Source organism: Thermaerobacter sp. PB12/4term, from assembly GCF_003403315.2.
In the GTDB taxonomy this organism is placed as follows: Bacteria; Bacillota; Sulfobacillia; order Thermaerobacterales; family Thermaerobacteraceae; genus Thermaerobacter.
Genome location: NZ_CP048407.1, coordinates 974,219 through 994,945 on the forward strand (window position 1 = coordinate 974,219; position 20,727 = coordinate 994,945).

At 74.9% G+C, this 20,727-nt stretch carries 19 protein-coding genes, 2 tRNA genes and 1 pseudogene; 18 read left to right on the forward strand and 4 right to left on the reverse strand.

Annotated features, from left to right (window positions below; all coding sequences use genetic code 11):
- Positions 1 to 48 precede the first annotated feature (48 nt).
- The 11 genes from selD (at position 49) to DYI95_RS12985 (ending at position 14,321) form a co-directional block, all read left to right on the forward strand.
- A complete protein-coding gene (selD, locus tag DYI95_RS03950) occupies positions 49 to 1,098 on the forward strand; it encodes a selenide, water dikinase SelD (protein WP_116901659.1) in 1,050 nt (349 codons plus the stop codon).
- Positions 1,099 to 1,140: 42 nt separating this feature from the next.
- Entirely contained in the window at positions 1,141 to 2,232 is a 1,092-nt protein-coding gene (locus tag DYI95_RS12980) for a hypothetical protein (protein WP_203530707.1), read from the forward strand.
- 479 nt (positions 2,233 to 2,711) lie between these two features.
- Entirely contained in the window at positions 2,712 to 3,380 is a 669-nt protein-coding gene (locus DYI95_RS03960) for a response regulator transcription factor (RefSeq protein ID WP_116900710.1), read from the forward strand.
- Between the two features lie 311 nt (positions 3,381 to 3,691).
- The gene (locus tag DYI95_RS03965; protein ID WP_116900709.1) at positions 3,692 to 5,251 is read left to right on the forward strand and encodes a nucleotidyltransferase; all 1,560 of its coding nucleotides are present in this window, start codon (positions 3,692 to 3,694) and stop codon (positions 5,249 to 5,251) included.
- A 97-nt stretch (positions 5,252 to 5,348) separates the two neighbouring features.
- Positions 5,349 to 5,591, forward strand: a complete 243-nt coding sequence (locus DYI95_RS03970) for a DUF6504 family protein (protein WP_116900708.1) — start codon at positions 5,349 to 5,351, stop codon at positions 5,589 to 5,591.
- Between the two features lie 174 nt (positions 5,592 to 5,765).
- Entirely contained in the window at positions 5,766 to 9,215 is a 3,450-nt protein-coding gene (locus tag DYI95_RS03975) for a DNA polymerase III subunit alpha (RefSeq protein WP_116900707.1), read from the forward strand.
- Positions 9,131 to 9,805, forward strand: a complete 675-nt coding sequence (locus DYI95_RS03980) for a hypothetical protein (RefSeq protein WP_116900706.1) — start codon at positions 9,131 to 9,133, stop codon at positions 9,803 to 9,805. The genes DYI95_RS03975 and DYI95_RS03980 overlap by 85 nt, the downstream gene beginning before the upstream one ends.
- Positions 9,806 to 9,815: 10 nt before the next feature.
- Positions 9,816 to 10,277, forward strand: a complete 462-nt coding sequence (locus DYI95_RS03985; RefSeq protein ID WP_116900705.1) for a tRNA (cytidine(34)-2'-O)-methyltransferase — start codon at positions 9,816 to 9,818, stop codon at positions 10,275 to 10,277.
- Positions 10,278 to 10,327: 50 nt separating this feature from the next.
- Positions 10,328 to 12,151, forward strand: a complete 1,824-nt coding sequence (locus DYI95_RS03990; RefSeq protein ID WP_147308105.1) for a carbon-nitrogen hydrolase family protein — start codon at positions 10,328 to 10,330, stop codon at positions 12,149 to 12,151.
- A 3-nt stretch (positions 12,152 to 12,154) separates the two neighbouring features.
- Positions 12,155 to 13,273 carry a nitrilase-related carbon-nitrogen hydrolase gene (locus DYI95_RS03995; RefSeq protein ID WP_116900703.1) on the forward strand — a complete coding sequence of 373 codons (1,119 nt, stop codon included), beginning with the start codon at positions 12,155 to 12,157 and terminating at the stop codon, positions 13,271 to 13,273.
- A 517-nt stretch (positions 13,274 to 13,790) separates the two neighbouring features.
- Positions 13,791 to 14,321: a hypothetical protein gene (locus DYI95_RS12985; protein WP_203530709.1), complete on the forward strand. Its 531-nt coding sequence runs from the start codon at positions 13,791 to 13,793 to the stop codon at positions 14,319 to 14,321.
- Between the two features lie 148 nt (positions 14,322 to 14,469).
- Here DYI95_RS12985 and DYI95_RS04005 read toward each other — a convergent pair whose 3' ends face one another.
- Entirely contained in the window at positions 14,470 to 14,958 is a 489-nt protein-coding gene (locus DYI95_RS04005) for a cell division protein FtsI (RefSeq protein ID WP_203530710.1), read from the reverse strand.
- A gap of 215 nt (positions 14,959 to 15,173) precedes the next feature.
- Positions 15,174 to 15,494, reverse strand: a complete 321-nt coding sequence (locus DYI95_RS04010) for an acylphosphatase (RefSeq protein ID WP_116900714.1) — start codon at positions 15,492 to 15,494, stop codon at positions 15,174 to 15,176.
- Positions 15,495 to 15,733: 239 nt separating this feature from the next.
- Between DYI95_RS04010 and DYI95_RS04015 the strand changes: the two genes are divergently transcribed.
- Together DYI95_RS04015 and DYI95_RS13225 are read left to right on the forward strand one after the other, a co-directional pair.
- Positions 15,734 to 16,132 (forward strand): sulfite exporter TauE/SafE family protein, encoded by a 399-nt coding sequence (locus tag DYI95_RS04015; RefSeq protein WP_243149856.1) that lies wholly within the window; start codon positions 15,734 to 15,736, stop codon positions 16,130 to 16,132.
- Positions 16,133 to 16,302: 170 nt separating this feature from the next.
- A pseudogene (locus DYI95_RS13225) lies at positions 16,303 to 16,650 on the forward strand (sulfite exporter TauE/SafE family protein); the annotation flags it as partial.
- A gap of 57 nt (positions 16,651 to 16,707) precedes the next feature.
- Here DYI95_RS13225 and DYI95_RS04025 read toward each other — a convergent pair.
- Together DYI95_RS04025 and DYI95_RS12315 are read right to left on the reverse strand one after the other, a co-directional pair.
- Positions 16,708 to 17,178, reverse strand: coding sequence for a DUF441 domain-containing protein (locus DYI95_RS04025; protein ID WP_116900700.1), 471 nt, complete (start codon positions 17,176 to 17,178; stop codon positions 16,708 to 16,710).
- A 354-nt stretch (positions 17,179 to 17,532) separates the two neighbouring features.
- A complete protein-coding gene (locus DYI95_RS12315; RefSeq protein WP_243149857.1) occupies positions 17,533 to 18,138 on the reverse strand; it encodes a hypothetical protein in 606 nt (201 codons plus the stop codon).
- Positions 18,139 to 18,443: 305 nt separating this feature from the next.
- On the opposite strand from DYI95_RS12315, the gene DYI95_RS04035 reads away from it, so the two are divergent.
- The 5 genes from DYI95_RS04035 (at position 18,444) to DYI95_RS04055 (ending at position 20,478) form a co-directional block, all read left to right on the forward strand.
- Positions 18,444 to 18,665: a NifU family protein gene (locus DYI95_RS04035; protein ID WP_006903995.1), complete on the forward strand. Its 222-nt coding sequence runs from the start codon at positions 18,444 to 18,446 to the stop codon at positions 18,663 to 18,665.
- Between the two features lie 28 nt (positions 18,666 to 18,693).
- A complete protein-coding gene (locus tag DYI95_RS04040; protein ID WP_116900698.1) occupies positions 18,694 to 19,392 on the forward strand; it encodes a hypothetical protein in 699 nt (232 codons plus the stop codon).
- Between the two features lie 75 nt (positions 19,393 to 19,467).
- Positions 19,468 to 19,899, forward strand: a complete 432-nt coding sequence (locus tag DYI95_RS04045) for a PPC domain-containing DNA-binding protein (RefSeq protein ID WP_116900697.1) — start codon at positions 19,468 to 19,470, stop codon at positions 19,897 to 19,899.
- A 237-nt stretch (positions 19,900 to 20,136) separates the two neighbouring features.
- Positions 20,137 to 20,208: transfer RNA gene (locus tag DYI95_RS04050), tRNA-Val, on the forward strand.
- A gap of 197 nt (positions 20,209 to 20,405) precedes the next feature.
- Positions 20,406 to 20,478: transfer RNA gene (locus tag DYI95_RS04055), tRNA-Phe, on the forward strand.
- Positions 20,479 to 20,727: the final 249 nt, after the last annotated feature.

A 20,727-nucleotide genomic window follows, 5' to 3' on the forward strand; every position in this document is an offset into this window, starting at 1 on the left:
CTGCCCGCTGTGGGAGCGCGCCGGGCCTCGTGGGAGGGGGGAGACGCCGTGGAGGCGCTGCGGCTGACGCAGCTCACCGGCAAGGCCGGCTGAGGGTGCAAGCTCGGCCCGGCCGAGCTGGCGCAGGTCCTGCGCCACCTATCCCCCGAGCAGGTCGACGATCCCCACCTGCTGGTGGGGCTGGAGAGCGGCGACGACGCCGGGGTGTACCGGCTCTCCGACCGGCTCGCCCTGGTCCAGACGGTGGACTTCTTCACACCCATCGTCGACGATCCCGTGCTCTTCGGCGAGATCGCCGCCGCCAACGCGCTGAGCGACGTCTACGCCATGGGCGGCCGCCCGCTGACGGCCCTGAACCTGGTGGGCTTTTCCGTGAGCCGCTACGGGGCGGAAACCCTGGCGGCCATCCTGAGGGGTGGCGCCGCCAAGGTGCGCGAGGCAGGGGCGGTGATCGTCGGCGGGCACACCATCGACGACGCGGAACCCAAGTACGGCCTGGCCGTCACCGGCGTGGTCGACCCGGAACAGGTATGGACCAACAAGGGCGCCCGTCCCGGTGACGTGCTGATCCTGACCAAGCCCATCGGCACGGGCGTCTTGAGCACCGCCTTGAAGCGCGACCTGGCGCCCCCGGCGGCGGTGGAGGCCATGGTGGAGATGATGCGCACCCTGAACCGGGCCGCCGCCGAGGCCGGGCAAGCGGTGGGCGGCATCCACGCCGCCACCGACGTGACGGGCTTCGGGCTGCTGGGGCATGCCAGCCACATCGCCCGGGAAAGCGGCGTGGCGCTGGTCATCGAGGCGGAGGCGGTGCCGGTGCTGCCGGGCGCCCGCGAGCTGGCGGAGCAGGACGTCTTCCCCGGCGGCAGCCGGGCCAACCGCCAGCATTACGGCAGCGTGGTGGATTTCCGGCGGGCCCTTCCCCAGTGGGAGCAGGGGCTGCTGTTCGACGCCGTCACCTCGGGCGGCCTCCTGCTGGTGGTCGAACCGGCCCGGGCCGGCGCCCTGCTGGAGGAACTCCACCGCCGGGGGGTCCATGCGGCCCGGCGCATCGGCCGGGTGGAAGGGGAACCCGCCGGGCGGGTCGTGGTGGAGTAGCCGGCGCGGCACCGGCAGGCGGGCCGGGGTGAAGGCGCCGCGGTGGCGAAGGAGCAGAAGGTGCCTGAAGGCGCCGCGATGGCGGAGCAGAAGGCGCGGGTCACGGCAGGCGTCCGGGCGGGAAGGCAGGCGACGTGGATGGGCAAGATCCCAGGGCGCGCGGGGCACCGGCGGGGGCCGGTGCCCCGCGCGCTGGCCTGGGCCGCGCTGGCCGGGGGGCTGGCGCTGGCCTGGGTGAGCATGCAGCGGCAGGCACCCCCGGTGGCCGCCACGGCGGAGGCCGTGGCGGCCACCGGGGCGCTGCTGGAGGCCTGGCGGGCGGGCGAAGCCGCGGCCGCCGGGGCCTGGGTGGCCCCGGCGGCCGCGGGGCCGGGTGGTGCCTGGCTGGCAGGGCTCTCCGCGGGCCTGGAGGGCGCCGTACCGGCCCCCGGGGCGGGGCCGGAGGGCCCGCCGGCGGCGGGTTCCTCCGCCGGGGAAGGGGCCGCCGGGTTTCTCCAGGTGCCGGCCACCCACTATACCCTGGGGGAGGCCCGGCCCGATTCCCTGGGTCGCGTCCACGTGGCGGCGGTGGTCGACGTGGCCGGCCCGGCGGAAGGCTACGCGGAAGGCTACGCGGCCCGCCTGGTTCAGGATCTCTTCTGGCGCCGGCTGCTGGAAGGACCGCGCCTGGTCGGGGCGTCGGCCCGGGTGGTGCTGGAGGTGGCGGTGGAGGGGGATCGCCTGGTCTGGCGCCGGGACGGCGGCGCCTGGCAGCCGGGGCTGGGCCTGGCCGACCTGCCCTCGCGGGCGGCTCCCCCGGGGGGCCCGCCGGGGGTGGAGGTCGAAGTCTCCCGCGAGGGCTTCGGCCCGCTGGCGCTGGCCGGGGAGCGGGGCGTCCTGCTGGTGACCCGGGGACCCCGTCCCCTGGTGGCCCTCTGGCGCTGGTCCCTGGACAACCCGGCCGAAGTGCCCGGCCGGGACGTGCTGGTGCTGGACGTGCTCTACCACGCCCGCGGCCTGGGGTGGCAGGCCGGCGCCGCCGGACGGCGGGCGACCCTGATGGTGGAGGCCGAAGACGGCTCCCGCCTTCCCGTGGTGTACGACCTGGAGGCCGGCCGGCCGGCGGATACCGCGTCCCCGGACGGCGGCGAGTGACCGCTGCCCACCACCCGCCAGGGGCTCGGGGCATCCGCCAGGGCGCCCGAGGTGCTCGCCACGGGCCTGGGGCCCTCGCCAGGGCATCCGAGGCACCCGCTAGGGCGCCCGGGGCCGGCCCGGCTGCCGCTCCACCTCGCAGGTGAACCCGGCGAACCCCCGCCCGGCCTCCCGCCCCACTGGAGCTGTGGCCGAGTGCGCCCGTTCCCGCTGCGATGCGCGGGCGCAGGGCCGCGGCCGGCACGTGGGCCTTGACCCGCCCGATCCGGGCGGACGGCGGGGCCCTCGCCGTCCGCCCGCATCCACCCTTTACGGCCCGGCCGGACCCTCCGGGCCGGGCATCCCGGCCGTTCCTCCCCGTGACGGGTTTTGTTACTTGGGCGCCTGCCTTCGGTCCCCCCTGCGGCCCACTTTCGTAGGATGGGATGACATCACCCGGGTGGCCTGCAACCTGCCCGGGCAATGCAGGGGAGAGGCCGATGTTGAAGATCCTCGTTGCAACGGGCCGGCCGCTGGTTCGGGAAGGCCTGCAGCGCATCCTGGAAGGCGCCCCGGGGCTGCAGGTGGTGGGGCACGCCGCCGGACCCGAGCCGCTGCTCGACCGGGTGCGTGAGCTGGTCCCCGATGTGGTGCTGCTGGATTTGAGCCTGGCCGCCGGCGACGCGCGGGAGCTGGTGGGGCGGATCGGGCGCATGCCCGGTTCGCCCGTGGTGGTGGGCATCACGGACCGGGCCGACCCCCACTCGCTGCTGGGGCTGGTGCAGGCCGGTCTGGGCGGCTATCTGCTGGCCAACCGGGAAGCGGCCGGCCTGCCCGAGGCCATTCGCGCCTGCACGGCCGGGATCTTCGTGATCGATGCCGAGATCATGTCTGAGCTGGCCAGCGACTCGCCCCTCTACCGTTATGTGCCCGCCCCCGAAGAAGTGGAGCGGGCGCGGCTTTTGAGCCAGCGGGAGCTGGAGGTGCTGAGCCGCATCGCCCGCGGCAAGACCACCGCCCAGGTGGCCCGCGAGCTCTTCATCAGCCCCAAGACGGTGCGCAACCACCTGAGCCACATCATGCAGAAGCTGGGGGTGCGCGACCGGACCCAGGCGGTGATCTTCGCCCTGCGGGTGGGACTGATCCGCCGCCACGACCTTCTGGGGTAGTGCCGGACCGCGGTGGCGGGCGGTTCCACCAGGGCGAGGTGTTGAGGCCGGGATCGCCCGGCCTCCGCCTTTCTGGCGGGGCCGGCGCTTCCCCGGGGCGCTTGTCCCCGGTGCTGGTTCCCGGAGGATGCGCGGGGCGGGCGGGGCGGGGTTTGCGGGGCCTGCGATTTCCTCCAGAAATTTTCTCTTCAGGGCAGTCGTTCCTCTTGACGGCCGGTGTTGTCCCCTCCTACAATGGCCTCACCATGGGGAACACACGTTCGGTACCGATCCCGTGGATGGCTTTTGCCCGCCTCGAGGGGGCGTGGGCGGTGGCGGCCGGCGTGCAGGACCGGCCGGCGGTGGTGGCCGACGGCCCGGTCGTGGCCGACGTGTCGCTGCCGGCCAGGGCAGCCGGCCTGCGCCCGGGCATCCGGGTCCAGAGCGCCCGGCGGCTCCTCAGCAGCCTGGAGGTGGTGCCGCGGGATGCCATCGACCCCATGGCAGCCCTGGAGCCGTTCTACGAGGCGCTGCTGTCCCTCTCGCCCCGGGTGGAGCCGGTGGTTGACCATCTGGCGGCCTTTTGCGAGCTGGACCCCCAGCAAACGGTGGACGGCGTGGTGGCCATCTTGCAGGCGGCAGGCCTGGAGCGCTACGGCCACCGCCTGGTGCTGGGCCTCGGCCACGGCCGGCTGGTGGCGCGGATGGCCGCCCGGGTGGCGGCGCGGTCCCCGACCGGCGGCGGCGCAGGGGCCACCGGCCGGCAAGCTTGCGGTTCCGGTCCCTTGTCGTCCCGCACCGGCCCCTCACCGGTCACCCGGCCACCGGCCGGCCCTGCAGAAGGGGAGGCCGGGGCTCCCCGGTTCCGGGGCGGCACCTGGTCGTGGGCAGGGAGAGGGGCGTGGTGGGATGCGGAGGCGGTGGGCAGGGATGCAGCGGCGCAGCCGGGCTCGCAAGCCGGCTTCCCGGCGGGACGGGGCGGGCCGGCGGGCGGGCACCCGTCCCGTGCCCGGCCACCCCGGGAAGCCTGTGGCGCAGCGGGGCTGGCGGTGGTCAGCTGCTGCGTTCCTCCCGGCCAGGAAGCGGGCTTTCTGGCCCCCCTGCCCGTGGCTGCCCTGCAGGAAGAGGTGCCGCCGGCGGCTCGCCGCCAGCTGCAACGCCTGGGCCTGTACACCCTGGGGGATGTGGCCGCGGCGCCGCGGCAGGTGGTGGCCCGGGCGGTGGGCGACCAGGCTCCCCTCCTGCAGGCGTGGTGCCGGGGAGACGACCGCCGCCCGCTCAAGCCGGGTTTCCCGCCGCCGGGGGTCACCGCCACCCTGACCGCGCCTCCCGAGCTGGGGGATGAGCTCCGCGCCGGCTGGTGGCCGGCCCAGCTGCCCCTCCTGGCCCGGGATGTGGCCGCCCGGCTGGCCGCTGCCGGGCAGGCGGGCCGCCTGGTGATCCTGCAGGGGGAACGGTCCCGGGTGGGGCGCTACCTGCCCGTGGCCGCTGCCGGGCAGGACGTCCTGGCCCGCGCCGCCCTGGCGCTGTATCACCGCCTCGTGCCGGCCGAACCGGCCCCGGCCCGGCTGGACCTGACGGTGACGGCCCTGGAGCCGGCGGCCCGGCAACTGGCTCTGCCGGCAGCCTTTGACCCCGGTGCCGGCCCCGGCGGTCGGCGAGCCGTCCCCGGTAGTGAACGGCCCGGCACCGGCCGCCAGCGGGCGGGCCGTGCCCCGTTCCCGGCCGGGCAAGAGGTCGCCGGCCCGGAGCTGCCGGTTCTCCTGGATGAGCTGGCCCGCCGCTATCCGGGGCGGATCTTCTGGGGCCGGGAGCGGCCCGCCACCCGGCGGGAACGCCAGCTGGCCTACTGGGATCCCTGGCGCGGGGCGCCCGGCCAGCCGGGCAGGTGAAGCGGTCCGGACGTCCTGCCCACCGCCCAGATCCGCCAGGAGCGGCTGGCCTTGAGGCAACGGTCACTTGAGGCAGCGGTCGCGGAGGCACGGGAGCATGGCCCTGATCGGCAAGCCGGTGCCGGTGGAGGTCGACGCCAGCGGGCGGCCCAGCCGGTTCTTCTGGCGCCGCTGGCACCGGGTGACCGGTATCCTCGACGAGTGGCGGGAAGCGGGGGCCTGGTGGGACGGGGAAGGGGAGCGGCGGGTGGTGCGGGTCCTGGTGGAAGGAGGCGGGGTCTTCGAGCTGGAGCGGTTGGCGGGAAGCTCCCGGTGGGTGCTCTACAAGGTCTATGACTGACACCGCCGGGTGCCGCCGGGGAGCCGGCCTGGTCGATCGCCGTGCAGCGACCGGCCCGGCGGCGGGCGACCCGGCGAACCGGCTCGCAGGCCGGGCCGGGGGCTCCGGCCGGCTCGGCTCGTGTTGCCGGAGGTCTCGGAAGGACAGGCCTGACCGGGGTAGGGGGGCCGTGGCATGTTCGTCCACCTGCATTGCCATTCCGCCTATTCCTTTCTTGACGGGGCAAGCCCGGTGCAGGCTCTGGTGGAACGGGCCGCGGCGCTGGGCATGCCCGCCCTGGCCCTGACGGATCACGACAACGTGGCGGGTGCCGTGGAGTTCGACCGGGCGGCCCGGGCCGCGGGGATCAAGCCCATTCAGGGGGCCGAGGTCACCCTCCTCCTGGACGAACCGGCCGGGCCCGCCGCCGGCGCCGGGCCCGGCGGCGCCAGGCACGCTGGTGGCAGGCCCGGGACCGGTGGCAGGCCCGGGGGCGGAGGTCCCGGGGACGCCGCCCCCCGGCCTGCCGCGGAGGGCAAGTCGGAGCCGGTGACGGCCCATCTGGTCCTCCTGGCCACCGGTCCCCAGGGTTATGCCCGCCTCTGCCGGCTCCTGACCCGGGCCCACCTGGACCGGCCCCGGGGCAGCCCGGCCCTTTCCTGGACGGTGCTGCTGGAGGAGGTGGCGCCCGGCGGTGAGCCGCTGGCCGGCCACGGGCTGATCGCCCTGTCCGGCTGCCGCCAGGGACCGGTGCTGCAGGCTCTGCTGCGGGGCGACCGGGCCACGGCGCTGGAGCGGGCCCGGCAGCTGCGGGACGCCTTTGGCCGGGAGAACTTCTTCCTCGAGCTGCAGGGCGGCTGGCTTCCCGGCAACCGCACCCTCAACCGGGCCCTGGCCGATCTGGCGGAGCACCTGGGGGTCGGGCTGGTGGCGACCAACGACGTCCACTACGCCACCCGCGACCGCTTTGCCGTCCACGACCTGCTGGCCTGCGTCCGCCTGGGGATCCCGGTGGACGAACCCCATCCCCAGCGGCACCTGAACGCCGACAACGACCTCAAGTCCCCCCGGGCCATGGCCCGGATGTTCGCCGGTTACCCTCAGGCGCTTGAGGCCACGCTGGCCATCGCCGAGCGCTGCGCACCTGCGCTGCCCGCGGGGGGCGTGCCCCGCCCGGCTTTCCCCCTGCCGCCGGGAGTCCGGGCCGAAGCCTACCTGCGGGAGCAGGTGGAGCGGGGCGCCCTCTGGCGCTACGGCCGCATCACCCCCCGCATCCGGCAGCGGCTGGAGCACGAGCTCTCCATCATCGAGAAGCTGCAACTGGCGGACTACTTCCTGCTGGTCTGGGATGTGGCCCGCTATGCGCGCCAGCAGGGCATCCGCTGTGCCGGCCGCGGCTCGGCAGCCGACTCGGCGGTAGCCTACTGCCTGGGCATCACCGACGTGGACGCCATCGAGCGCGGCCTGCTCTTTGAACGCTTCCTCAGCCTGGAGCGGGCGGAGCAGCCGGACATCGACATCGACTTCGATGCCCGCTACCGCGACCAGGTGGCGGATTACGTCGAGCAGCGCTACGGCCCCGAGCACGTGGCCACCGTCTGCACCTACCAGACCTACCACGCCCGCGGCGCCCTGCGGGACTTCGGCAAGGTGCTGGGTTTTCCGGAGGCGGTGATCGACCGCATCGCCAAGCGCGTGCCGTACTACCTGTCCCGGCAGCTGGGGCGGGCCCTGGCGGAGGTGCCGGAGCTGCGCGACCTTGACCTGCCCCGGGAGCGGTTGAAGCGGCTGGTGGCCCTGTGCGAAGCGGCTGCGGGGCTGCCCCGGCATATGGGGACCCATCTGGGCGGCCTGGTGATCAGCCGCCGGCCGCTTTCGGACCTCTCCCCGCTGCAGCGATCGGCCAAGGGGCGCCGGATCCTCCAGTTCGACAAGCGGGGTGTCGAAGAGCTGGGCCTGGTCAAGCTGGATCTTTTGCCCCTGCGCACCCTGGGCGCGGTGGAGGAGGCGGTGCGGGTCATCCGCCGGCGCACCCCCTCCTTCGACTACGACCACATCCCCCTGGACGACCGGGCCACCTACCGGCTGCTGGGGACGGGGGAGACCGTGGGGGCCTTCCAGCTGGAGTCCCCGGCCCAGCGGGCGCTGCAGCCGCGGCTCCGGCCCGAGAACCTGGAGGACGTGGTGGCCAGCGTGGCCATCATCCGGCCCGGCCCCATCAAGGGGGACATGGTCGAGCCCTTCCTGGCCCGGCGCCGGGGGCGGGAGCCCGTCACCTACCTGCATCCCAAGCTGGAGCCCATCCTGCGCAAGACCTGGGGCGTGGTGCTCTTCCAGGAGCAGGTGATCGAGATCGCCACCGCCATCGCCGGCTTCACCCCGGGCGAGGCCGACCGCCTGCGCCGGGTCATGACCCACGCCCGCTCCCCGGAGGAGATGGAGGACATCGGCCGGCACTTCCTGCGCCGGGCCCGGCAGCAGGGCGTCGGCGAGGAGGTGGCCCAGGCCATCTTCCGCATGATCCAGGGTTATGCCAGCTACGGCTTCTGCGAGGCCCACGCCGCCGCCTTCGGCGTCACGGCCTACAAGACCGCCTACCTGCTGGCCCACTACCCGGCGGAGTGGTATGCCGCCCTGCTCAGCCTCCAGCCCATGGGCTACTACCCGCCCAACACCCTGTGCGTCGAGGCGGCGCGGCGGGGCATCCGCATCCTCCCCCTGGACGTCAACGCCAGCCAGGTGGGCTTCACCGCCACCCCCGGCGCCGTCCGCATCGGCCTGCGGGCCGTCAAGGGCCTAGGGGACGAACCCGCCGCCGCCATCGTGGCGGAACGGGAGCGGGGCGGTCCTTTCCGCCACCTCATGGACTTCTTGCTGCGGCTGGCGGCCCGCGGCGGTACGGCGGCCGGCCCGGTCCTCGACCGGGAGCAGGTGGCCGCCCTGATCCGGGCGGGGGCCTTCGACGGCCTGCACGCCAACCGCCGCGCCCTGCTCTGGGGGCTGGACGAGGCCCTGGCCACGGCCCGGCAGGCCGCCGGCGGTGGCGACCTGGCCCAAGGCCTGGCGGCGGCCTGGTCGCCGCCTGTTGTGGCCGACTTCCCCGACCTGGAGAAGTGGGCCATGGAGCGGGAGGTCCTGGGCATCGACGTCCACCGCCGGCACCTGCTGGCCATGCTCCGGGAGGTGCTGGAGGCCCGGGGCTACCGGCCGGCGGCGGCCCTCCGCGGGTTGCCGCCGGGCGCGCCGGTTCGGGCGGCGGGAATCCCCGTCCGGCCCCACCGCCCGCCCACCCGCAGCGGCCGGGTGATCGTGTTCCTGACCCTGGAAGACGAGACCGGGCTGGTGGACGTGACCGTCTTCGAGGAGGTATACCAGCGTTACGGGCGGTGGATCTTCACCGACCCGCCCGTGCCCCTGGCGGTAGAAGGTGTCCTGCAGGACCGGGACGGAGCCCGGGCCCTGCTGGCCCGGCGGGTGATCCCCCTGGCCGCCGCCCTGGTGGAAGGGGGGCGGCGGGCCCGGGGCCGCAGCGCCGGCAGGCCGGAAGGAGCGGTGGCGCGGTGGAGCGCCTCAGCGTCTATTACGACGGCTGGTGCCCCTGGTGTCGCCGGGCCGCCCGGTGGTGCCGGCGGCTCGACTGGCTGAACCGTCTTGACCTGTGTTCCTTCCGCCCGCCCGGCGCCATCCCGGATGCCACGCGGCCAGGCGGGGGACCGGCAGGCTATCCGGCAGCGGGCTCGCCGGTGCGGCTCCCTCCGACGGCCGAGGGGCCGGAGGGGCCGGAGGCGTGCCCGCCCCTCAGCCCGCAACAAGCGGCCCAGGCGGAACAGGCCCTGCTGGCCCGGGGCCGGGACTCGGGCCGGTGGTACCAGGGCTTTGCCGCCGTCCAGGCCATCACCCTGCGGCTCCCCCTGCTCTGGCCCGCGGTGCCGGTCCTGGCGCTGCTGGGCCGTCTGGGGGCCGGACCCGCCCTCTACCGGATCCTGGCCCGGCACCGGCCGGTTCTGCTGCCCGTGCCCGGCGCCTGCCCGCTGCCCCGGCCCGTCCGGTGGTCCCCATCTCTGCCGGCCGGCCAGGCTTCGCGGACCGGCCGGATCTTCCGCCGTGGCCGGGATGCCCGGTGTTTCGGGGGCGCGGCGGCAGGATCTCCGGACCGGCGACAAGGACCTTTCCCCGTTCTGGCGAAGAGGGCACCTGTTTCCACGGTGTCCTGCCGCCGTTCCGGCAGGAGGTAGCGGGATTCGCATGTTCGACGTCGTCCTGGTGGCGCCCGAGATCGCTCCCAACACCGGCAATGTGGCCCGTACCTGCGCCGTGACCGGCGCCCGGCTCCACCTGGTGCGGCCCCTGGGGTTCCGGTTGAGCGACCGGCTGCTCAAGCGGGCGGGTCTGGACTACTGGGCTCACGTGGAATGGCAGGTCCACGATACCTGGGATGATCTGCTGGCTGCCCTGCCCGGTGCCCGGTTCTGCTATCTGGACCCCCGTGGCAGCCTGTGGTATAGCCAGATGGACTTTGCTCCGGGAGACGTCCTGGTTTTCGGCAGCGAGTCGCGGGGCCTGCCGCCCGGCCTGGTGGAAGAGCGGCCGGGCCCGGTCCTGCGGGTGCCCATGCGCCCGGGGCTCCGCTCTCTCAACCTGGCCAGCACGGTGGCCCTGGTGCTCTACGAGGCCTACCGGCAGCAGGGCTTTCCCGGGATGGCGTAATCTCCCCTGGAACGGGAATGCAAGGACGAGCTCTGCAAGGGGGAGGGCCCATGCGGGGATTGCGGGTGGTGGCCGTACCCATCCGGGTCGAACCGGTACCCCATCTGGAGGCCGCGCGGGAGCGGCTCCTTTCGGCCCTGCTGGCCGGCTACCGGAAGCTGGCCGCCGCCGAGGTGGTGCGGCCCCACCCGCCGCGCCTGCTCCACGGCGCTTCTACACCCCCGCCGGCCGGGGCACGGGAACCGGAGGGCCGGGAGCGCCGGTCCGGGGAACCCGCCGGATGGGAGCCGGTGCCGGGCGGTGGGGGGGCCGGGGCAACCGGGGGTCCTCCGTCCGATACGGGCAGCCTGGACCCGTCCCCGCCGGCCGGCGCCGGCGTTTCCGGAACATCCCAAGATCCGGCTGCTGCCGGTACGGCCCGAACCACCGCAAGGCGGGCGGCCGCCGGCGCCGGGGGAGCGCGGCTCCGTTCGACGCCGTGGCCGGCGGGACTGGTGGTCCTTTCCGGCCTGGGCGGGCTTTTGCCCCTAAGCGCCCTGGCGGGGGAGCCGCCCCGCTGGGATGGGCGGCTGGCCGCCCTGGCCCGCCAGTTCGGTGACGCCGCCGCGGAGGTCTGGTCCGAGTGGGCGGCCCAGGCCGCCCGGACCCTGGGGATCTACCTGTGCCCGGGGACGGTGGTGGTTCCCCAGGGCGAGGGGTTTGAGCACGTAGCCCTGTGCTTCGGACCCGACGGCCGGCTCCTGGCGCGCCAGGCCCAGCTGCACGCCACGCCCGAGGAAGCGGCCCTGGGGCTGATACCCGGCGACGACTGGACACCCTTCACCCTTGGCGGCTGGACGGCCTCCCTGGTGGTCGGACGGGACGGGTGGATTCCCGAGGTGGGCCGCTGGGCAAGCCTGGAGGGGGTGCGGCTGGTCCTCCACCCGGGCCACGCCCTGGATGCCGCCAGCCGGTGGGACCTAGCGGCAGGACCCTGGCAGGTGGTCCAGCAGACCCAGGTGTACTGGGTGCACGCGGCGCCGTCGGGGCAGGCGGGCACGCGCAACCTGGTGCCCCAGGCGGCCATCTTCGCACCTTGCGAGATCACCCCCGCGGGCCGCGGCTGGCTGGCCTGGGAAGACGGAGGCGAGCCGGCGGCTGCCGTCCTGGAGGCGCCGGCCCTGGCGGCGGTGCGGGAACAGTACCCCCTGGACCGCTACCTCCACCCCGCGCTGTACCTGCGCCAGCTCCTGCCGGCCTACCGCCGGCTGGCAGGCGCTACGGGCATGGTGGAAGAGGGGCAGGCTGCGCCGGGTGATGGGGACGGGGGACCGGTAGATCCACCTCCAGCCCTCCCGGGCCTTTCCTCCGCCCCGGCCGCCGGCGAGCCGGCACCGCGGGATGCCGGGCGAGCACGCCGGCGCCCGGCCGGCAGGCGGCGCCGGCGAGCCCGCAGGGCGGGTCCCGCCGGTCTCCCTCAGCACGCCGGAGGTGCAGGGCGCACCGCCGCGGCCGGCGCCCCGCCCGCCGATGCGGCAGCCGCCCGGGAGCCCGGTAGAACGGCTCCCGTTGCTGCGTCACCGCCAGCGGCCCGGCCCGGGGAGGCGGAGCCGGCTTCCGCCACGGACCCCGGGCCTGGCCCGGCGCCGTGCAACGGGCCGGAAGGGGCCGGCGGGCCACCGGCGTTTGGCCGCACCGCTGCCGGGCCTGCGACTGCACCGCCGGGAAGGAAGCGGCGGCGCAGGAAGCGGCGCCCCAGGGCGGCGCCAGCGCCCCATGGGACGGGGCCCGGCAACGGCGGCAACGGCATCCCGCCGGCCGGGGGGCAAGGAGGGAGCCCGGCTTCCAGCAGCGGAACCCAGCCCCTAGACGGTGACGGGACCGGGGGAGCGTGAACCATGCCCGGCGGCATCTGGCAGGCGTTGCAGCAACAGGCCTTCCGGCTGATCCTGCGCTGGACGGCGCGGGGCGGCCCCCTGCGGCGGGCGGTGGCGGCCATGGGGATCCGGCGCAGCCCCAACCTGCACCGGCTGGATCCGGCTCGGGTGCGGGTGGCGGCGGTGCAGCTGGAGCTGGACACCTTCCGCCGCCCGGAGGACTTCGCCCGCTGGGTGGCGCGGCCGCTGGGCGACGCCGTGGCCCGGGGTGCCCAGCTGGTCGCCTTTCCCGAGGACGTGGGGCTGGCGCTCCTTGGCCTGCTTCCCGGCTTCGAGCGGCTGGCCGCAGCCCCCTCACCCCAGGCCGCCCTGGCCGGCCTGGGAGACGTGGCGGTGGCCGATGTCTTCCGCTTCCTGGGCCCGGCGGTGGGCCGGATCTACCACACCACCTTTTCCGCCCTGGCCCGGGCCCATGGGGTTTTTGTTCACGGCGGCAGCGTCATGCTCCCCCGGGGCCGCAACCTCTACAATTTCGGGTTCCTTTACGGGCCCGACGGCCGCCTCGTCGGGTGCCATGCCAAGGCCCACCTGCTGCCCATGGAGGCGGAGTGGGGTGTATGCCCCGGCGATTCCTTCGACGTGTACGACACGGTGCTGGGCCGGATCGGCATTCCCGTGTGCATGGACGCCACCTATTTTGAGACCTTCCGCCTGCTGGCCCTGGCGGGCGCCGAAATGGTGGTCGTCCCCATCGCCAACCCGGAGCCGTACAACGAGTGGCATGCCCGGCGCGGAACCTGGGCCAGGGTCCAGGAGACCCCCGTCTACGGCATCGTTCCTGCCCTCGTGGGGCGGATCCTGGGCATCGAGCTGACGGGGCGGGCCGCAGTCTACGCACCCCTGCCGCTGACCCCGGCCGGCGATGGGGTCGTGGCGCAGGCGCGCACCTGGAATCGGGCCGAGGTGGTGCTGGCCGACGTGGATCTGGTGCGCTTGCGGGAATACCGCCGGCGCGCCGGTTTCCCGGGGTATTTGCGACCCGACCTCTACGAGCGCTACCTGGAGCCGGCCTACCGCCGCTTGCGGGACCGGCGGGCGGCGGAATCCCCCTCCGGCCGGAGGGGCGAGGCTGCCGGCTAGCGGGACGAACCCGGCCCGCCCGGACAGGTCCCTGGGGCCCTGGCCGGTCCCGCCGCCGTGGGCCCGCCTTGCGGCGCCGGCGAGCGCCTCGGGGAGGTGGTCCAGGGTGGTGGCGGCGCCAAGCTGCCGCCGGCGCTCCGGCAATGTAGGGGCCCGGCTGCCCCAGCCCCGGCGCTGGGGCAGGTAGCAGGCCGTTCCCGAGCGTTCCCCGCCCGCCAGGCCGGGGGCGGGCAATCTTCCCCACGGCGCACGGCGCATACTTTCCCCCGCCGGAGAAAGGTTAGAACCGGTTCAGTCTGGTCACCGGCAACACATGCACACCGGGTGGGACCCAGGCGGCCGGGCCAGCGCGGTGAGGGGGGACGAACCCGCCGTGAGGGCAGGGGCAACGACGGCTTCGGGCAGCGCGGGACGGACATGGGACCGGCAGGCCAGTCGCCGGGGTTGGCACGCTGGGCGAGGGGGCGGGCCGGCCGGTCGAGGGAGCGGAGCCGGGTCAGGGGACGGGCAGGTCCTGGTGCGCCGCATCCCCCCGCCGGGTAGCTTCCCGGTCTCCGGGCGCCGGGCCGCGGCGGTGGCCCTCCTCATTGCGGGAGGGCTGTGGCTCGGCGGCTGCGCCATGGGGGGCGGGGGCGGTGGTGGGGGCCAGGCCAAGCCGTCCCCCGAAGAGGTCCGCTATGCCGTTCGCCAGGAACTTCAGAGCCCGGAGATGCAGGCGCAGATTCAGCAGATCATCACCCAGCAAGTCCAGATGCTGGCGGCTCAGCAGGTGCTGCTGACGCCTGAGGGCCAAAAGCAGCTGGTCCAGCAGTTGAAGACCGTGGCCAGCTCGCCCCAGGGCCAGATGGCGATGCAGACGGGCGTGCAGGAGTTCCTCCGCTCCCCCCAGGGCCAGCAGATGATCCGGCAGGCCGTCACCATGCAGCTGCAGCAAATGCTGAGCGGTGCCGGCGGCGGCGGTGGCGGCGGTGCCGGCGGCGGGGGTGGCGCCGGTGGCGGTGGCGGGGGCGGGATGGGCGGAGGCAGCGGTGGGGGCGGCGGGGGCTAAGCGGCTCCCGAAGCCCCTCCCCAAGCCGCTGAAGCCGCTCCGGAAGCCGCGGAAGCCGCTCCGGAGGAGAGAAAACAAGGGCCGGCTCCGCCGTCACGGAGCCGGCCGGATACTCTTTGCATGCCCCGTCCTCAGGGAATCCCCGCCGTCAGGACCCTGGCGTGCCCGGTTCCGGCCGCCCTGCGGCATCCCGGCCGGTTTTTTCTCCGGCAGGGCGGGCTTGGGGCGGCTGCGGAGCAGGCGGGGTTTTCACCGAGGGTGTCACCACGCCGGCCCCCGGCGGGTCATTCTGCATCGATTGGGGCGCCGACCGGAACTCCTCGGGGTGGGTCGCAAACTGCTGGAACCCCACGCTGTTCGACAGCGGATTGTAAGGCGCCGGGGTGTCGACCCCCTCGCCCTCACCGGCATGGACCCAGGCGGGTCCCCAGTGGCCGGCCGCCGCGGTGGTCAGGGGATTGAGCCCCTCGTCGGCGGCCGGGTTGGTTTGGGCCTCCGCAGGCCTGTGGGTGCCCTGCGGGGAACCGGTCCTCCCCGGGCCCGCCTGCCGGCGGGCGCCGGCCGGGTGTCCCTGCCCGGGAAGGCCATCTTGGGGCGTGGTGCGGGTGGGTTCGTCCCTGCGCTCGTGCTGGGGCACGGGATCACCTCCTGCCCCTAGCCTTCCCGGGAAGCGGCCGGGTCCTGCGGCCACCTTCCCGCTGCTCCGGCCCCGGGCGACGCCACCCCGGCCCCGGGCCGGCGCCGCCCGGTATGACCCCACCCCGCCCCCGTGCCGGCCCCGTCTGGTATGGCCCCGCCCCGCCGGCCGGGGCGGCGCCGCCCCACTTGAGGCGGGGGGTTGGGGCCAGCGCTTCAGCCGATGCCGAAGCCCGGTCCCAGGCCCTGGGGAGCGGACCAGTGCACTTCCAGGCCGTCGACCCGGCCCGCGGGAGGCCCTTGCCGCAGGGCCTCCACCAGGCGCTGGAGGGCCTCGGGTGTTCCCTCCGCCACCACGGTGACGGTGCCGTCGGCGTTGTTCCGGGCGAAGCCGCGCAAGCCGAGGTCCAGGGCACGGGACCGGGCAAAGGCCCGGTAGCCCACGCCCTGCACCAGGCCATGCACCGTGACCTCCAGGCGGGCCGCGCCTACCGCCGGTGCCCCCGCCTGCCCGCCCACGGGATGGACAGGATCCATGTTCACCACCTCGTCTCCACTTTGCCACAGCGCGCCACCTTGCGCTCCCGGTGGGCCCGCGGCCGCGCCCGAGGCCGCTCGCCGCCACGCCGCAGCCGCCACGGGCATTCCCGGCGGGCGCTCCGGGAGGGCCGGAGAGGGCGGAAGGGCGGATGGGGCTGCCCGGGCCAGCGGGTAACGGCCGGATGGCGGGGGGCACCCTAGGGACGGGCGCGGGCCGGGCAGGGAGGGGGAGCTGCGTGGACCACCAGGACAACGCCCGGCGCCCGGCGTGGCGCCGCCTGGAAGGCTGGGCGCCCCTCGTCGCAGGCGTCCTGACCGGCGGGGTGAACGGCCTGCTGGGGGTCGGCGGTGGAACCTTGCTGGTTCCGGCCCTGGTCTACTGGTTCGGAGTGCCGGATCACCGCGCCCACGGCACGTCCATCCTGGTGGTGGGGCTGACCTCCATCATCAGCGCCGCGGTCTATGCGGCGCGGGGGCTGGTCGACTTGCAACTGGCGTGGCAGGTGGCCGCCGGTGGTATGGTGGGCGCGGCCCTGGGCGCGCGGTGGATGGAGCGGCTCCAGCCCCGGGGGCTGCGGCGCCTGTACGGCTGGTTCCTCCTGCTCCTGGGCCTGCGGATGCTGGTGTTCGGCTGACGGGTGGTGAACCGGGCGGGGCCGCTTGCGGCCACCCGCGGCCACCCGCGGCGGCGGGCGCCCGCCCAGTATCGCCAGGGCCCCGGGGAGGACCTGGACCGGAGCAACGCGGGAGGGCGCGGAGGGGCGGTGAGGCGGGCGTGACCTTTCCCTGGGCCGCTCTGGTGGCGGTGGCCACGGGCATCCTCAGTGGCCTGTTCATCGGCGGCGGATCCGTGCTGGTTCCGGCCCTGGTGCTGCTCCTGGGGGTGCCCCAGGCCGTGGCCCAGGGCGTGGTGCTGGCCACCTTTCCCGCCGTGGCCCTGGTGGCCGCCTGGGTCCACTGGCGACAGGGGTTCTTGCGCTGGCGCCTGGCCCTGCGGGTGACGGCCGGCAGCGCGGTGGGAGCCTGGGCGGGGGCCCAGCTGGGGACGCGGGTGCCCGAAGACCTCCTGCGGCGGCTGTTCGGCCTTTACCTGGTGGCCATCGGGGCATATGCCCTGTACCGCAGCCGGCGACGGGCAGAGTCGGGCCCCGCCCGCCCCGGCCCCGGGGCCGGGGCGGCACCGGGGCCCTCGGCCGAGCCGCCGCAAGCACTAAAAGCCGCGCCGCAAGAGGCTCAGGAGTTCCATCAGGACGGCGGCAAACCCCGCCGCCGTCAGGGGGCCCACGGGAATCCCTTGAAAGAAGGCCACGCCGACCAGGGTCCCGAAGATCAAGCCGATGATCACGTGGGGGTTTTGCTCCAGCAGCACGATGCCCCGGGCGCCCAGCACGGCGGCGACGAATCCCGCCACAAGCCCCGCATAGCCCGCCAGCCCGCCGCGGGTGAAGGACTGGACCGTTTGCTGCAGGGTCACCTGCCCGTCGGCAAAGGGAATGAGCACCGCCACGATGAGCAGGATGAGCCCCAGGGACATGGCGTGTTGCTCCAGAGACGGAAGGAGCGAGGCCAGGCCGAGCAGGCGCAGCAGCAGCAGGATCCCTGCGGCCGCGGTCACCAGCGGGTTGCGGCCCAGGGCGCCCAGGCCGAGGATCGCTAGAAGCACCAGATCCGGTTGACCCAAGCTGTAACGACCTCCCGCCCACCCGCCTTACCATACGCGCCCGCGGGCAGGGATAGACGGCGAGGGGGCGGCATGGACGGGACGGGACCGTGGTGCGGCGGCGGGGCTGCGCCGGCGCCAGCCGCGGCGGCGGGAGCGGCGGCGGGAACGGAGGGGTTCCCGGAATGCACAGGTGTGGGCCCTGCCGGATCTCCGGGGGATCCGGGGCCGCCGGCGGGGCGCCGGTGGCCACCGTGCCGGCCATGGGACCACCAAGAGGGCTGCCGCGTCGAAAGAAGGCCCGGGCATCAGGCCGGGGGACCGGCGGCTGGTGGCGAGCCCGGTCCCCCGTAACGATCCCGCCCTGGTCACCTCCTAGACCGGCCAGGGCCCGCCGCCCCGGGCCGCCGCCGCAGTTGTCACGACGGCTGCGGCGGGAACCACGGGTCCGGGCTGCCTGGCCCGCCAGGGCTGAGGAGGTGCCGGGTGCCCGGCGGCCGGGGGACCGCCCGCCGCGGCCGGGTTCGTCCCCAACCCCGCCGGTGCCCCGGCGGCTGTCCGGGGACCCAGGAACCCGGGTGCAGGCAAGGGGGCGATGGCCGGTTGCGGTGCCGGTGACTGGCCCCCTGGGCCGGAGGGCTGGGCGGGCCCGGTGTGGGCGGGCCAGGGGCGTGCTGCGGCCGCGGCGTGCCCGGGCCACGGCCCGGGCCAGGGCGACGGGTTCTGGACGAACGGCGGGACCTGCGGTGATAGGGCGTGCGGAGCCAGGCCGGCCCCCTGCTGCCGGATCACCGGCGCGTCCGAGCGCCCCTCCTGCTGGGCCAGCAGGGTCTCCGCTCGCAGAACCGCCTGCTGAACCAGGCGGCCGCACTCGCGAGCCGGCACGGCACCCCAGCCGTGGCGGGCGGCCAGCTCGAACACACCCAGCTCGCGGGCCAGCTCTTCCCGCAGGGCTTCCGACATCAAGCGGCGTCTTGCCATGGTTGGTCCCCCCCGACCCCGCCCGGGCGGGGTTCGACCGGGCGGGTCCAACTGTAGTGTGCCGGCCTGCCGGTGCCGGGCAACCTGGCAAGGCGTGGCACGGGTCACCCGCCATGGCCGCGGCTCGCCCGGTCTTCTATAATGAGGTCGAGGCCATGAAGGCCGAGGCCGTGACGGGAATCGCCTCGGCCGGCAACCCGCCACCGGCGGCGCCCGCTTGCCGGGCCCGAGGTGACGGTGCATCACCGCTCCCCGGGAGTGGACCGCCCGCGCCGCGCGGCGCGGGCCGATGGGAGGGCCCGATCATGCGCGAGCAGGTGGAACAGGCGCTGGAATCCATCCGCCCCGCCATCCAGATGGACGGTGGGGACATCGAGCTGGTGGACGTGGACGAGAACGGTGTGGTGCGCGTGCGCCTCATCGGTGCCTGCGTCGGCTGCCCCATGTCCATCATGACGCTGAAGGCAGGCATCGAGCGCATCCTGCGCGAGCGGGTTCCGGGCGTCACCGACGTCGAGGCGGTGTGACGCAGCGGGCCGGGATAGGAGGGCCACCGTGACCTGCTTGACGGCGGGCCTTCACGCCGCCGGCGGCCTCCTGGCGCTGGTTTTCGCTGGGGAGGTCGGGCGCAGCTTCTTGCGGCGGCGCGCGCCCAGTTCCCTGTGCTGGTTCGTCGCCCTGGTGCTCTTCGCGGCCAGTGCCCTGGCCGACGCCGTCGCCTCCCTCGCGGGCTGGAGCCCCTGGCTGTATCGCCTGTGGTACGTGGCGGCGGCCTGGCTGGTGGCGGCCTTCGGGGCGGGGACTGCCTATCTGGTCTTCCGCCGGGCGTGGGCCCATGCCATCTTGGCGGTGCTGGCCGTCATCGGCATGGCCATGCTGGTGGCAGCGGCCCGTACCCCGGTCGACCTGGCGGCCCTGTCGGACGGCGGGCCCGTGGGCGGCGAGGGGTGGGCGGATCCCGGCGTCCGCGCCTACTCGCCCCTGTTGACCGTCCCCGGCGCGCTGCTGCTCCTGGGCGGCGCGGCCGCCTCCTGGTGGCGGGCGCGGCATCCCTACGCCCTGTGGCTGCTGGCCGGGACCCTGGTTCTCTCATCGGGCGGCGCCCTCACCCGGTTCGGGGTGCCGGCGGTGCTGCCGGTAGCCAACCTCATCGGCGTCTGGATGCTGTACCGCGGCCATCGCCTTGCCCGGGAAGCCCACCGTGCCCACCGGGACGAACCGGCCGCCGGCGGCCCGGCCCGCGGCCTGGCCTGACGGCCCGCCTGCGGGTCGGCGCAAGGCATGCCGGCGGGGCTGGCGGTGGCGCTGCGGGGGAGAGGAGGACGGCCGTTGCCGGAATTCAACCTGAACCGGGTCATCGTGGGACGGCTGCGCCGGGGTGACGACATCCTGGCGGCCCTGGCCGCCGTGGCCCGCCAGCACCAGATCGTCACGGGCTGGGTCCAGCTGCTGGGCGCGGTGGAGCGGGCACGCCTGGCCTTTTACGACCAGGCGGAGCAGCGCTATCTCGACTTCCAGCTGGACGAACCGGCCGAGATCCTGGCCGGCACCGGAAACATCAGCCGGCTGCGCGGCGAAACGGAGCCTTTCGTCCACCTGCACCTTACCCTGGGCGACGGCCAGGGGCGGGCGTGGGGCGGGCATGTGCTGGAGGGGACGCAGGTCTTCGCCTGCGAGTACGCCATCTGGGTGCTGGACGGGCCGGTCCTGGAGCGGGCGCCCGACGGGGAAACGGGATTGAAGCTGTGGCCGCCGGCCTGAAACCCACGGCACCCGGCCGCCCGGGGGCCGCGGGCGCCTTTACCCCCGCGGGTTGCGGGTGGTATACTGGGCGGCGGCCCCGCCGGCCGGCCCGCACCCGCTGGGCCGCCTGGCCGGGTGGCGGCGGCGGGTCGACCTGGTGCGGCTGACCCTGGACGGAGAACCGCCCCGGGGGAACGGCTCCGGCGATCGGGTTCGGCAGCGGCCCGTGCTCGGGCGCTGCCGTCGCGGGTTGATGGGCGAATAGCTCAGCGGTAGAGCACTCGCCTTACAAGCGAGGGGTCCCAGGTTCGATTCCTGGTTCGCCCACACCGGCCTGCTCCAGTTGTTGTCTTGCAGCGACGGTTGGGGTTGCAGTATAGTAGGGGTCGGTCGCGGCGGCGGTCGTAATGCAGGGAGCCGGGCCGGAAGGAGAGCCGGGAACCCGGCCGGCGTTTGCAGCGCGGGCAACGCGAAACGCGACGGTGAAGCGCGACCGCGAAGCGCGACCGGAAAAAGGGACGTGGGGCCCGGTAGCTCAGTAGGTAGAGCAGGGGACTGAAAATCCCCGTGTCGGCGGTTCGATTCCGCCCTGGGCCACAGCCAAGGAACCCGCGAGGCGCAAGGCCTCGCGGGTTTTCTGTTGGCGGTGCAAAAAGCGCCTGCCCTGGGGGTGGCCATGGGCCCCGCCAGCCCGTCCCGGCACCGTGGTCAGCGGCTGTCCCTGGGGGCCGGCCGCCACGGTGCCGTTCACCGGGCGGGTCCCCGTCGCCATGGCGGAGGCGGCGCCTGGATAAGAATCGCCCGACCGGGCCATGCTCTTCCAGTGGAACGCGGGCAGGCGCCTGG